At 42.6% G+C, this 15,069-nt stretch carries 9 protein-coding genes; all 9 read left to right on the forward strand.

The annotated features are described in order from the left end of the window. Positions 1-353 precede the first annotated feature (353 nt). The 9 genes from ACN6MW_RS21290 to ACN6MW_RS21330 all read left to right on the forward strand — a co-directional run bounded on the left by ACN6MW_RS21290 (position 354) and on the right by ACN6MW_RS21330 (position 15,058). Positions 354-1,082 carry a ThuA domain-containing protein gene (locus tag ACN6MW_RS21290; RefSeq protein ID WP_419871955.1) on the forward strand — a complete coding sequence of 243 codons (729 nt, stop codon included), beginning with the start codon at positions 354-356 and terminating at the stop codon, positions 1,080-1,082. Positions 1,083-1,107: 25 nt separating this feature from the next. Then, positions 1,108-2,133 (forward strand): Gfo/Idh/MocA family protein, encoded by a 1,026-nt coding sequence (locus ACN6MW_RS21295; protein ID WP_419871956.1) that lies wholly within the window; start codon positions 1,108-1,110, stop codon positions 2,131-2,133. Between the two features lie 229 nt (positions 2,134-2,362). Continuing rightward, a complete protein-coding gene (locus ACN6MW_RS21300) occupies positions 2,363-4,063 on the forward strand; it encodes a histidine kinase (protein WP_419871957.1) in 1,701 nt (566 codons plus the stop codon). Then, complete coding sequence (locus tag ACN6MW_RS21305) at positions 4,060-5,472, forward strand: response regulator transcription factor (protein WP_419871958.1); 1,413 nt, start codon at positions 4,060-4,062, stop codon at positions 5,470-5,472. The genes ACN6MW_RS21300 and ACN6MW_RS21305 overlap by 4 nt, the downstream gene beginning before the upstream one ends. 23 nt (positions 5,473-5,495) lie before the next feature. Further along, a complete protein-coding gene (locus ACN6MW_RS21310) occupies positions 5,496-7,133 on the forward strand; it encodes a sugar ABC transporter substrate-binding protein (protein WP_419871959.1) in 1,638 nt (545 codons plus the stop codon). A 245-nt stretch (positions 7,134-7,378) separates the two neighbouring features. Beyond that, entirely contained in the window at positions 7,379-9,178 is a 1,800-nt protein-coding gene (locus tag ACN6MW_RS21315; protein WP_419871960.1) for a glycoside hydrolase family 66 protein, read from the forward strand. Positions 9,179-9,468: 290 nt separating this feature from the next. After that, a complete protein-coding gene (locus ACN6MW_RS21320) occupies positions 9,469-11,040 on the forward strand; it encodes an ABC transporter substrate-binding protein (RefSeq protein WP_419871961.1) in 1,572 nt (523 codons plus the stop codon). 96 nt (positions 11,041-11,136) lie between these two features. Next, positions 11,137-14,142 carry an extracellular solute-binding protein gene (locus ACN6MW_RS21325; RefSeq protein WP_419871962.1) on the forward strand — a complete coding sequence of 1,002 codons (3,006 nt, stop codon included), beginning with the start codon at positions 11,137-11,139 and terminating at the stop codon, positions 14,140-14,142. Next, complete coding sequence (locus tag ACN6MW_RS21330) at positions 14,132-15,058, forward strand: carbohydrate ABC transporter permease (RefSeq protein ID WP_419871963.1); 927 nt, start codon at positions 14,132-14,134, stop codon at positions 15,056-15,058. Before ACN6MW_RS21325 ends, ACN6MW_RS21330 begins: the two co-directional genes overlap by 11 nt. Positions 15,059-15,069 lie beyond the last annotated feature (11 nt).

Raw genomic sequence — 15,069 nt, forward strand, 5'->3', positions numbered from 1 at the left:
GTCCTCGACGCAGAGTTTATCGTTCAAATGGGCGTTGTAATGGTGAGCCTCTAAGGAGATCTCCCCAATTTTTAGAAACAGCAGCGGATTCTGATAGATGACCTCTTCATTGATAGCTTCGGAATGCGTATCCATCTTAGTTTCTATTAGAGGCATGAGCGTTAAATTCCTATTTGGATTATATCACTTTTGGAAATGTAGGATCAATAAAATCATCTCTACTGCGCGTCTTTATAGATTATCTAATAAAGGAAGACACTTTTGAATATAAAAGCTACATGATTTAGTATTTTCCTGACGCTTCGGATTTTCTATACTGGAAATAGCAAACAACAAGAAGGAGTGCTCGTATAATGGTAAAGGTAACGGTATGGAATGAAAATCGCCATGAAAAAAAAAACCCGCTTGTAGGCGAAATATATCCGAAAGGCATTCATGGCGCGATTGCAGGTTTTTTAACGGAAGCAGGATTTGAAGCTGGGACGGCTACTTTGGATGAGCCAGAACATGGTTTAACAGACGACGTTTTAAACAATACGGATGTATTAATTTGGTGGGGACATCTTGCGCACGGAGAAGTAAAGGATGAAGTTGTCCAAAAAGTACAGCAGCGCGTGCTTGACGGAATGGGTTTGATTGTACTTCACTCGGGACATTTCTCAAAAATTTTTAAAGCACTAATGGGTACAAGCTGCGATTTGAAATGGCGTGAAGCTGATGAGAAAGAACGTCTTTGGATCGTGGCGCCAAGCCATCCGATCGCGGAAGGAATTGGGGAATATATCGAACTGGAAAAAGAAGAAATGTATGGCGAACATTTTGATATCCCTGCACCGGACGAGCTTATTTTTACAAGCTGGTTTGAAGGCGGAGAAGTATTCCGCAGCGGATGTACATTTATGCGCGGAAACGGTAAGGTGTTCTATTTCCGACCGGGGCATGAAACCTACCCAACTTATTATAACAAAGACATTCAACGCGTCATTGTGAATGCCGTGAAATGGGCACAGCCTGTAGAACGCAATCGTCCAGTCTACGGGAATGCACAGCCATTAGAAAAAATACTGGAAAAAGTAAACTAATCAACCGTTCAAAGGGGATGAAACGATGGGAACTATAAAAGTTGGCGTCATTGGCTGCGGCAGTATTGCACAGCATCGTCATTTACCGGAATATGCGTTAAATCCAAATGTGGAGCTTGTTGCTGTATGTGACATTGCCCCGGAACGCGCAAAAGAAGTAGCTGCAAAGTATGGGGTAAAGGTGTATACGAGCTATGAAGAGCTATTACAAAGCGGTACAGTGGAAGCTGTGAGTGTTTGTACGCCAAACTATCTTCATGCACCAATTACGATCGCTGCTCTAAATGCCGGTATACACGTTCTATGTGAGAAGCCGATGTCAACCTCAGAGGAAGAAGCGAAGGCTATGATTAAGGCAGCTGCTCAAAGCGGCAAAAAATTAATGATTGCTCACAATCAACGCTTTGTTCCGTCCCACCAGAAAGCTCGCCAGCTTATTGCAAGCGGAGAAATCGGAAAGATCTACAGCTTCCGTACAGCATTCGGACATGGCGGGCCGGAAGGATGGAGTGTGGAAGGGAAGGAAGGCTGGTTCTTCCAAAAAGAAAAAGCGTTCGTTGGTGCGATGGGCGATTTAGGCGTTCATAAAACTGATTTGCTTCGTTATCTGTTAGGGGAAGAAATTACGGAAGTCGGAGCTTTTGTTGAAACAAGCGCAAAAGATTTTGCCGATGTGGATGACAATGCGGTTTGTGTACTTAAAACAGAAAGCGGTATTATCGGCACACTTGCCGCGAGCTGGGCGTATGTGAGCAAGGAAGATAACTCAACCATAATATATGGTGAGAAAGCGATTCTTCGATTAGAGGATAACCCGACGTATTCCTTAGTGGTGCAGTATGCAACCGGAGAAATTGTGAATTATCAGCTAGGCAAAATTCAGTCCAATAAAGAAGGTGGGCAGGCAGACACGCATATCGTTGAGAAATTCGTGGATTCTATCGTTCTGGATACCGAGCCGCCGGTTACCGGTGGGGAAGGCATGAAATCATTGGCGGTCATTTTGGCAGCTCTGAAGTCAAGAGACACAAAACAAATTATACGTGTGTAAATGCGGTTCCCAATATAACCGCCCTTATGTGTAGCGTTTCTATTTGCTGCCGAGAGAGCTCAAATATCAGGAGTAAGCTGCCGACAGAAATGTAACGGCAGCTTACTCCTTAATTACTTTCTTGAAAGAGAATGAATCGATGTTATTCTTTCCTATCTCGATTACAATTTTTGGATCGAACAGATGAAGACGGTTACAAAAGTGCAAAAACACATGAGGTATTTAAAAAATGACTTTAAAAAGAAGAATTTTCTTCATCTTTCTATTTAGTTCACTCATTCCATTTATTTGCATCAGCATGATTTCTTACTTTACGATCAATTCGATTTTGTCGAATAAAATTGAAACAGGCATTCGAAGCAATCTCAAACAAGTCACATTGTCTTTAGAAAATTCAATCAACAGTCTAAATCATATCTCCCAACAATTTGCTTATGAAGTCACTATAGTAAGAGAGCTCGATGAGCTTATGCGGACCGAAGAACCTTTTCAACGGATGAAACTGCAACACCAGTTCAAAAGTAAATTGAACCTTATAACTTTTACGAACCCGGATATCGGATTGACGATGTATTATTTTAAAAACGATCAAACGTACCATTTTGAAAATTTACCGGTGAAATACAGCTTCGCTCCCGAGAAGCTGCCTCTTTTTGCCCAATACTACGGAATTACTTATTATGGACCTCATGAAAGCTTTAATCGTCTTGATAATAAATTTGTGTTATCGGCATTAAGAAAAGTAGATTTCCCCGGTCGCAGCGATGTGTATGTGTATATCGAAATGGGACTTCAATTGGTACAAAATATGCTTGATAACGAGCAATCCAAAAATAATCTTTCGCATGTGATCGTGGATAATAACGGGAGAATCATCTATAGCGAAGCTCCGCGATTATTCAGGAACGGAACAACCTATCCCGAATTTTCAAATGGAGATACATCAGGCTACAAGAAAGGTTATTACTGGTACAAGCAGGTGAGCAGCCAAGGCTGGAATGTCGTTTCCGTCATGGCGGAGGCAGACTTCAACAAAGAAAAAAATCGGTGGATTGTCCAGATGTCGCTGTTCACCTTAGTCTTTCTTACTGTAACGCTATTATTGGCATGGTTATTATGGAAGATGGTATACAAGCCACTCAGCCAGTTCCAGGCGGAAATCAATACGATTACGCAAGCTCAAACCAAAGCCAACCTCAAGCAGACGAATATACCGGAATTCGACTCTTTGTTGCGTAAATTTCAACAAATGAAGATACAAATTTGGGAATTAGTTGATGAGATAAAGCGAAAAGAGAAGCTACGGGTAGATCTTGAAGTGGAAAAATTGCTTTATCAGATTAACCCACACTTCCTGATGAATACGCTTGATACCGTACACTGGCTTGCCGTAATGAACGGACAGGACGAAATCGATCGTCTTGTACAATCTTTGAATAAATTACTGTATTATAATCTGGGTAAATTAGGGCGGCCTTCAACCATTGAAGGAGAAATTGATGCGATAAAACAATATTTAGTGTTACAGCAAATTCGATATGATTTTCAATTTGACGTTCGAATCCATGTGGATGAGGATGTGCTGAAAAAACAGGTCCCCCGTTTCATCCTGCAGCCGCTCGTGGAAAACTCGCTATATCATGGTTTAAGTGACGACGGTTACATTTGGGTAAACGTCAGGTTGAATCAAGGAATTGAAATTGCGATCCATGATAACGGTTCGGGAATGTCGGAGGAAACGATTCATAAATTGCTGAACAATAAGACCGCCGAACATGTAAAAGTTGGACTCGGTATCGGATTGAATTATGTTAAACGAACGATAGAGTCCCGGTACGAGGATAAAGCTAAGCTGGAAATAAAAAGCGAAATCGGGAAAGGGACAAGCATATACCTAACCCTACCGATTGAAGAGGTGAGAATAGTATGATTAAAGTTCTCGTCGTAGATGACGACAAATTGGTCAGGAAAGGGCTAATTTCTGTGATGCCGTGGCAGGAATTCGGTATGCAGGTCGTTGGGGAAGAGAGTAACGGTGAGAAAGCGCTGGAGTTACTAGAGACGCAAGCTGTTGATTTATTATTGACAGACCTTGCTATGCCAGTAATGTCTGGAATTGAATTGATGAGAATCGTTCGTAAACGGTATCCAGGTATCCATATCGTCATTCTGACCTTACACGAAGATTTTGAATATATTCAGGAAGCGCTTCGCCTAGGAGCCATCGATTATATTGTGAAGGTGGAGCTGGAGAAAGAACAATTTGATGAAATCCTTCGAAGGATCGCAAGCCGGATTCATGAGCAGACGAACAATGTTGCAGTTCAATGCAGTCAGAATGAATCTGTATTCCTTACGCTCGACCGCGGATATGTTGTTGTTTGTCTAGACAATGTTTCCTATAGCGACTGGGCCGCAGATTTGAAATTCACATCACATGTGAGCGTGATTGAAGCGGATCGAAATAGTTGGCTGTTGTTTTCTGACGAGAGTGACGACAGTAAACTTGTGCAACAATTATCGAGCAAAGTGGAAGCATTGGAGAACGGTGTATTGGTGGAATTATCCGATGTTAAAGGATTGTCACAGATTGAAATACAGCGATGGACAAGGGATTTTACAGAAAGAGAATTGTTTTATGATTATCATCCGGACAACAAGATCATAACGGTTTGCGTTCATAAAAGATATCAGCATCAGCTTGAACAAACGGATGAAGATCTAGATCCGCTTAAAGAGTTATGGTTGTCTGCGGAATGGCTTTACCATGATTTCTTGTTTCACAAGCTCGTCCGGGAAATAAGGCTGCTCAGGCTGCCGAAGGCTAAGCTTATGGGGTTGTTATATGCCTTTGTAAATGAGTGGAACCGCTTATTCTCTCAAACCGTACTGGGAAAAATAACGCTAAAGGAACCAGTAAATTCCTGGTTTCAAATTGAGCTGTGGTTGGACGGCATTCGCGAATTGATTCGGCTTGAGGCAAATAAAACCAACTATTCACAAGAAATAATCAATTGCATTTTGAAAGCTGAACAAATGATGCGGGCTGAAATGGAAAAGCAGCTGACTGCCGCTGAAGTGGCTAACAGAATGAATATGAGCCGGAGTTATTTTAGCCAATGTTTTAAGGCTATCATCGGAAATACGTTTAATGAGCATATTCGAATGATTCGGATGGAAAAAGCAAAACAGTATTTGCTTAGTACGAATAAGACGATTTTATGGATTGCAGAAAATACCGGATATTTGGATGAGAAGTATTTTAGCCGTACCTTTCGAGAACATACAGGAATGCTTCCGAGCGAATACCGGCTGAGAAAAATACAGTCGCGTAATTGAAGCCGATCGAAAGAGGAGAACGTATGCTGAACAAAAGCGCCGCGATATTCATTGTCGCATCATTGATTCTGATTACTGCTTGCAGCAGACCAGATACGCATTTTTCCGATTCTATTGAGGAAAAAGATGGATATTTACCATTCGGGAAGTACAAGCAACCGGTTACGTTAAGTGTTGGAATGGGGGTAGACCCCAACTTTAAGTCTTACACAGGGGAAACTCCGTCAAATAGTCCGTGGGTTAAGGCCATTAAAGACACATTAAATATAAATGTCAAAATTGACTGGATGGTCACCAATCAGAATATGGAACAAAAGATGGATTTAGCGATCACCAGCAATACGCTTCCGGACGCGATGGTTGTCTCCCAATTCCAACTAGATCAAATGGTCAAAGCCGATGAGCTTGCGGAGTTAACAGAGGCTTATCATCATTATGCATCGCCTGTCATGAAACGGATTATCGACAGCACAGACGGGGTTGCGATGGAACACGTCACTTTCAACGGAAAAATGCTCGCTCTTCCATCCGTATATGCGGAAGACATCAGTATGATGTGGATACGCAAGGACTGGCTGGACCGACTTGGCCTTCAGCCGCCTTCTTCGATGGACGAATTGGAACAAACGGCATTGGCATTCGTCGAGAAAGATCCTGACGGCAATGGTCGTGCTGATACAGTCGGAATTGCGACCGGCAATTCTCTTTATGATGATTTTAATGCCGGTCCCGAAAGCTTTAATTTAAATCCGGTCTTTTCCGCCTATAACGCTTATCCGGGTTTTTGGTTGAGAGGAACTGATGGTAAACCTGTCTATGGTTCCATTCAACCAGAGATGAAAGCGGCGCTTGGCAAACTTCGGGAGATGTATGCCGAAGGATTAATCGATCAGGAAATGGGCATTCGCGAATCTGCAGCAGAAGTCGTGATTGAAGGTAAAGCCGGAATATTTTTTGCTCCCTTCTTCGGGGGATATTGGCCGGTGCCGGAAGCATTGAAGAACAATCCAAGAGCAAACTGGCAGGCATACGCCTTACCACTCAATGCTGATGGGAAGTTCAATGCCAAAGTGTTCAAGCCGACGAAATCATTTGTTGTCGTTCGCAAAGGGTATGAACACCCTGAAGCTGTGATTAAAACAGTGAATCTTATTTTGAGGGATGAGTATAAATATGGGAAAGACTTTCAGCCATTACGGAATGCGCTCTCACCGCGCGATGAAATTTCATTTTCAGTAAAAGCCCTAAATGCTGTGTTGTCTGGGGACCGTAAGCCTGAAGATTTTGCTGGCAAAGTCGAGTATTCGTTGTTGTATAATGACTTGAACACCATTAAAAATACGAAATTAGCACCCTATGACAATACGGATATCCAATACTGGAATACAAGGGACAACAATTTCAAACGGGCCTATTCCCTGCTGATAGGCGGGAGAAATCTGCTCGATCCAAAACTCAACAAGGTAAAAAGTGTCTACTATTCGCATACCGACACGATGGAGACCGAGTGGAGACATCTGTTGGACACGGAAATGGATCTATTCACGCAAATTATTATGGGGGTGGCACCGCTTGTAGCATTTGACCAATGGGTCTCTGATTGGAAGAGACAAGGCGGAGAAAAAATAACACAAGAAGTAGCAAACACTATAAATCAGTAAAACAGGCTGACGCACTAACCGATTCCTTCTAGGGAATCGGTTTATTTTTTTTGAGTGAAGGTATAAGCGATTTGCCAGATTCCATTGACAATTAGACAATCGTCGACAGAGTGGGGAGAAATGTTGTAAAGGCTGAGGTCATTCATCTACCTGAACTAGCCACCGCTGTCTATCTCGGACTTTGGATTTTTCCCTTATCCTTAATGAAACGCGAAATTTTCTTGATATAGACAGGAGATGAATGAATGAAAATCAATTTAACGAAAGTGAGACAATGTGCAATCATTCTCACATGCTGTTTGCCGGTTTTTATTGCCGGTTGCAGCGAGAGCGGAAAGAAGGATAGTGAGATTTATGCAGAGCAGGTGGAAAGCCAGAATATTATGAAGCGTATTACGACTGACAAAGCAGCTTATCACCCGGGAGAATCCGTGAACTTTACACTTCAGTTGAATTCATCCGAACCTGATTCCAACGTTCTCATTCAATACCGTCATCTCGGAGAGAAAATCGGAGAACAGGAATTGAAAGTGGATGGAACTGAAGCTGTTTGGGACTGGACTCCGCCAAAGGATGATTTGATAGGCTATATGGCGGAAGTATTTATTTCGAAAAAAGGCAAGGTTGTGGACCACCTGAATATTGCCGTCGATGTTTCCTCCGACTGGAGCAAATTCCCGCGTTACGGATATTTGGGTGATTTTCCTAAGATGAGCCAGGCGCAGCTAGAGAGAGTAATTGAACGTCTCAACAGATTCCATATTAACGGTATCCAGTTCTATGATTGGCAATACAAGCACCATGATCCGATCAAAATGGCCGACGGCCAGCCGGAAGAAGTGTGGCCGGATATCGCGAATCGTCCGGTGGCTTTCGATACGGTAAAGGGCTATATTGATTTGGCTCACAGCAAAAATATGAAAGCAATGAATTATAACCTCATATTTGGCGCATACGAGAACGCGGAAGAAGATGGCGTGAAGACAGAGTGGGCGCTGTTTAAAGACCGGAATCAAGCCGAACAGGATAAACATCCGCTTAAGGGGTGGGGGGTAAGCGATATCATGATGTATGATCCAGCCAACCCTAATTGGCAAAACTATCTTATTGAGAAAGAAAAAGAGGTGTTTAAGCACCTGCCCTTTGACGGATGGCACGTGGATCAGTTAGGTGATCGGGGGACATTGTTTAATGCATCGGGAGATGTTGTAAAGCTTCCGCAAGGGTATGTTTCTTTTCTAAAAGCAGCCAAGAAAAGCTTGGACGTCGATTACGTCATGAATGCGGTTGATCAATACGGGCAGGGATTACTGGGAGCGTTAGCACCCCTGAATTTTCTTTATACCGAGGTTTGGTCATATCCCAAGTATGACAATCTGAAAGAAGTTATCGATCAAAACAGCCAATCCAGCAGAAACAAATTGAACACGGTTCTCGCAGCGTATATGAACTATGATTATTCCAAATCAAGGCGTGGGGTGTTCAATACGCCAGGCGTCTTGTTTACGGACGCAGTAATTTTCTCCTCTGGGGGATCCCACTTGGAGATAGGGGAGAACATGCTCTCCAATGAGTATTTTCCTAATAAAAATTTAACCGTTTCACCAAAATTGGAAGAACAGCTGATTCGTTATTACGATTTCCACACAGCGTACCAGAATATTTTGAGGGACGGTCTGGTAGAGTCGGAATTGAAAGCTGTAAGCTCCGGCGGGCCGGAAATTTCGTCCAGAGCCAAACAAGGGAAAATATGGTCCTTTGCGAAGCAAAAGAACGGAAGCGATATCGTTCACTTCATCAATTTCTCCAATGCGGTAACGATGGATTGGAAGGATAATGAAGCGAATCAGGCTGAGCCAAATGAGCTTCATGATGTGGGCATCAACTTCTCGGCGGATCGAAACGTGAGTAGCATTATGTTTGCTTCTCCCGATTACTACAACGGTTCTCCCGTGCAATTGTCATTTGAACAGAAAGGCGGGCAGGTGTCCTTAAAGCTGCCAAAATTGAAGTATTGGGATTTGATTAAAGTCAGCTACTTCTGAGCCGGACCTATCCGAACTGGATGAGCCGTGAAGGAGTAGGGGGCATGGAGTATAATGCAATGCCACTGGGGGCGGCGGGGTTTACAGCGGATCTATTGATCCAATCGAGGTTAACAAAAGAGAGCATCGTTGAATAGTAGACAAATGTTCGAAGAATAGGGAGAACAATGTCGTTGATGCCCGCGATCATTTATCTACCTTAACTCGCGACGGCGTCCTATCTCCCCGAAATGTTTTTTAGACGTATACTAGGAAAGCAATTTATTATATATCCAAACATGGAGGGTCCTATGAAAAAAAGAATTGGATTTTTTATTTCGATTACGTTAATTCTTTCACTTCTGCTTTCTGCCTGCTCGAAAGATCCGGAAGCGACAGAATCAAATGGAACAAATGAGAAGGAAGCGGTTAGCGAGAATAATCAGACATCCATGTCCAGCGGAACCGATGAAGACGGCAACGGAGTTGCCGATTGGCAGGAAAAACAGATTGAATTGGAGTTTGCATTGCGTTTCTATGGTGAAAATGACGATACAAATACGATGTATTTAAACATTAAAAAATTTATGGAAAAATATCCGAATATCAAAGTGACTCGCGACCGTCAATTTGCTATTGAACAATCGGATACCGATGAGCTTGAAATCCTTACGGCAAGAGCGATGGAAGGGACGCTGCCTGACATCTTCTATTCTCCACTTTCGGCCGAATTATACGATAGAGAGCTAACGTTAGATTTAACAACTTATCTTGAAGCCGACCCGGAATCGAAATGGATTTCCGAAAACGCGAAAGAATTTATTACAACGTATGACGGAAAAGAAATTTATGGCATCCCTTGGCAATCAGTCGGGCAATTTCCGGTATTAAACCTGAGGTTGTTAAAAGAAAATAATATCGCGATTCCGCCATATAACTGGACTTATGAAGATTATGAAAATTTGCGTACGGAAGTCGCAAAGCTTACTCCGAATAATCCGATTTTTCCGGGTATGATTGATTTCATTGAAATTGGGGCGCATTACTTTGATAGTATTCCGAATGGCTGGAAAGGGTTCAATACCGAAACTCGAAGATTTGATTATGCTAACAGCCCTAAATTTGGCGAATGGCTTGATCGGGTTTCAAATGAAGGTAAGCAAGGATTGCACTTCTTTGATCTGCCGGAGGAGGATAGAAAGAAAAAAGTCGGCGATTTGGGATGGCCATGGGGTGACGGATTAGAAGCAGTCGGAAATGGTTGGATGTATGCGCTGAGCAGCGATGTTAATGAACTAGTGAAAACGCGAAAAATGGAGATTGATATTTATCCGATGCCAAAAGCGCCGGATGGCGGCACCACCAGTATCCGCGCTTATTATGATACTTTAAGCTTGTCCAGCGAACTGGCGGAAGATCCGGTGAAAGCGGAAGCGGCATTTCAATTGCTGAAATGGCTGACATACGGCGAAGAAGGCTTGAAATCCCGTTGGGCATTGATCGATGAATATATAGGACTTCCAGAAGATGCGCCGCTAAGAGTTGAAGACAAATTAATGGATTTCATTCTAGGCTGGCCGATTACGACAAATCCTGAAATATTGAAGCATCATCCTCTTGTGAAAGGATTCCCCAAAGACAGCGAATTGGCAATCTTCAATTTTGCGACTTTCCAAAATGTTGATTTTCAACAGATGCTCTCGAATCCTGTACCATTCCCAAGAAACATTCCTGCTGTAGTTAAGGCTTACGATACATTAAATCCGTGGGAAATTAGAAACGACATTAGAGATGAAGGCAAAAAATACAGCGATATCGCTCCTGAGTGGGATGCGCTGCTGAATAAGACCCTCGATGATTATTTGGGTGAATACAATAAATAAACAAATACTGTAAGAAAATCAATAGTTTCTAATTAGAAATTAATTAGAAACTATTGATTTCTTTAGTCAAATTGATTCTGTTAGGTTGTGATCATAATGAAGAAAAAAAAGAAAATCGTGTATGTAGTTACCGGTATTTTCATGATCGCGATGGCAGTTGTTTTGTTTGTCGGCAGAAATAATTTGAAGGACGACGATTCTTTAAAACTATTGTCCCAAGCCGATTTTGAACGCAATATAGCCACTGTAGAAGCGTATACGAACAGCTATAACGATGCCAGCAACTATTACAGTGTCATTAAAAAGTGGAAAGAGACGAATGCAGCAGTCCCGAAGCAAACATACACGATACCTATTGCACAGATGAATGGCGGAAAAGTATACGACAAGTCGAAAAGCAAAGGCTATGGAAGCGAAGCAGCTTATCTTGCACCAAAAGATGTTCTAATTTTTGATGTAGACGTGGATTCGGAAGGACTATATGAAATATGGTTTGATTATTACATTTTGGAACAAACGGCACTAAAGCCGGAGCTGGACGTCGATGTGAACGGTCTGAATCAGTACAACGAGATGAACGAATTAAAGCTTCTCATTGATTGGCAACCCAAAGAAGGCGGCCAAAAGCTTGACCGGTTTGGCGATGAATTGACGCCGAGATCGGAAATACTCTCACGCTGGAAAAACGAAGGTTTGGTTGATCCCAATTTCTTTTTTACCGAACCGTTGAAGTTTAAACTGAATAAAGGGAAAAATTCGATCCGCATCAAACTGAACGAAGGACATCTATTGATCGGTAAGATAGAGCTTAAAAATACAGATTCCTCCATTGAAACGTATGACAAATACCGTGCAATCCAAAAAGGGCCGGAAGACGGTTCGAACCATATCATTACGATTGAAGCTGAAAATATTTCACTTAAAAGCAAACAAAGCATCCGCACAAAATATGTTAGAGATCCGCAAGTTACGCCATATGCGTATAAACATAGAGTAATGAACGCATTAGACGGCTATTCGTTCGGGGATAGCGGAGATCGCGTGTCGTATTCATTTACTGCTGAAGAAAGCGGGTTTTATCAATTAACGTTTAAATATTCACAAGACACAAATAGCGGGATGCCGACGCACAGAAAAATTGAAATCGACGGGGATGTTCCTTTCAAAGAATTGGAGCATTACAATTTCAACTATTCCAGCGGCTGGAAAAATGAAACGCTGCAGGATGAAAAAGGGGAGCCTTATCAAATTTATTTGGATAAAGGCGACCACACCCTTACGCTGTCCATAGACAACTCAAAAATAGGAGACATTTATCATGAGCTGCTGATGACTTTGGAAGCGATCGATTCCACCGCACAGGACGTAAATCGATTAACCGGCGGTCTTGTCGATAAAGAACGAAAGTGGAAAATCGAAAAATATATCCCTGAGATCACGACCTATCTGCAAGGAATCGCAGGCAAAATCCAAGAGCAAAAGCTTGCCTTGATCGAACAGACCAAAAACAAAGATTTGCCGGTCATTGCAGAACTTGAAATTGCCGAAGAGTTGATCGGCGGATTTATAAAAAATCCGGAAGATTTGCCGCATTATATGAACAAGTTCAACGAGGGACAATCTTCTGCCTACGGCAAAATAAAAACGATTCTTCCCATGTTAGTTTATAATCCAATGCACTTGGATAAAATTTACGTTCACAACGGCGGCGAGCTGCCAGCGTCTAAAGCCGGGATCTTTACCAGCGCTGCGGAAAGCATAAAAGCTTTCTTCTATTCTTTTTATAATCCAAGATTTGCTCAGGCTGCCAAGGTTGACGATGATGCCATCGACATTTGGGTAAATCAGTCCAGATTATATGTAGAAATGATGCAGCGGATGATTGATGAGGAATTTACGCCTAAAACGGGCATTAAGATCAACCTGTCTCTCTTGCCGGATGAAAACAAAATCGTTTTATCGAATGCAGCAGGCAGCACGCCTGACGCGGCCTTGGGCGTCAGCCACGGGAAACCGTTCGAACTTGCTTTGCGGGGCATCATCGAAAATTTAAGAACGTACGACGGGTTTTACGAATTGGCCGGGCAATACGATCCAAGCGCCTTTATACCGTTCATTTATGACAAAGGCGTATATGCCTTCCCAGAAACGCAAGATGTCAAATTACTATTTTACCGTAAGGATATTATGAGTTTCCTGGGGGAACAACCGCCTCAAACATGGGATGATGTCATTAGCCTCGTTCCTATGCTTCAAAAATACGATATGAATTTTTACACGCCGCTCGGTTCAGATAACGCTTACAAAGGTTTTGACGTTACGACGCCATTCATTTATCAGTTCGGCGGCCAATTATACGATACGACTGGCAGTCAGGCGGTCGTTAATAAAGAAGGCGCATATCAAGCATTTGAATTTATGACGAACCTCTTTACCGTATACAACATACCGATCACAACATCCGAGTTTTTCCAAAACTTCCGGAACGGCAAAACGCCCGTTGGTATAGGCGACGCGAATACGTACATTCAATTGAAAAATGCTGCGCCTGAGTTGGCCGGACAGTGGGGAGTGCTTCCGATTCCGGGGATTAAAAACGAACAAGGCGTTATCGAACGCTGGGATCCGACTTATGGAAGCTCAAGCGTCATCTTTAAAAGCAGCAAAAAGAAGGAAGCGGCATGGGAGTTTATTAAGTGGTGGGCAAGCGCTGATACGCAGAGTGCATTCTCATACGATATTCAAGCTACCTTGGGAGAAAAGTTCTTGTATATGACGGCAAACCTTGAAGGGTTTGCGAAGAGTGCTTGGCCTTCCGACTCCAAAGACGTCATTTTGGAGCAATGGAAATGGATTCAAGCAACAGGCAAAGTGCCTGGAGATTATGTGCTGGAACGTGAAATCAGCAATGCCTGGAATAAAGTGGTGTTCGATAGGCAAAATCCGCGGGTTGCAATCGACAATGCGGTAAAAACAATCAACAGGGAATTGGAACGGAAATTGAAAGAGTTTGGTTATATCGAGAACGATAAATTAATCAAACCTTACGTTGTTCCAACGATAAATAATGTAGAAGATTGGGTGAAAATAAATGGAAAATAGCATTGGGGGAAACCGACAATTTAAACACGGCCTTAAAAGGCTGGCAGATTCTCCTTATCTGTTTATTTTGCCTTACGCTCTATTATTTACGCTATTAATTATTTTGCCGGTAACGATCGCGATGGCGATGTCTTTTACTTATTTTAATACGGTACAGGCTCCAAAATTTGTTGGATTTCAAAATTATATCGATTTGTTTACCGGCGACACTGTATTTTTGCAGCATGCCGTAACCAACACCTTAATGTATGCCGTAATCGTAGGGCCAATCGGGTATATGCTGGCTTTCATGCTTGCGTGGATGCTTTCGCAGGTTCCCCATAAAATCAGAACGATTTATACGGTAATCATTTATTCTCCTTCCGTGACGGGTCCGATCATGATGACGGTCGTATGGAAAGTATTGTTCAGCGGAGATCAAGCGGGCTACTTAAATTATTGGCTTCTAAATATGAACATCATTCAGGAGCCGCTGCAATGGCTGAAGTCGCCTGAATTGCTCGTGCCGATCATGATCTTAATCGGCGTCTGGGGAAGTATGGGCGTTGGCTTTCTGGCGATGTTAGCCGGATTGCTGAATATTGATAAAACGCTGTATGAAGCAGCGTACATTGACGGCATTCGTAACCGCTGGCAGGAAATCTTTTATATTACGATCCCGTCGATGAAGCCGCAAATGTTATTCGGAGCAGTTATGGCTATTATCGGTACATTTAATGCATCGGGTATTGCGGCGACCCTTAGCGGAGGAACGCCTCCTCCGCAGTATGCCGGCTGGTTGATCGTAGACCACGCCAATGATTTTGGCTTTGTCCGGTTTGAAATGGGCTATGCGTCTGCAGTCACTGTTGTCCTTTTGTATATCGTTATTTTGTTCAATAAGATCAGTTACAAATTGTTCGGAGATAACAAGTAGCCTTTTATACT

Origin of the sequence: Pristimantibacillus sp. PTI5, assembly GCF_048572955.1 — a bacterium.
In the GTDB taxonomy this organism is placed as follows: Bacteria; Bacillota; Bacilli; order Paenibacillales; family Paenibacillaceae; genus Pristimantibacillus.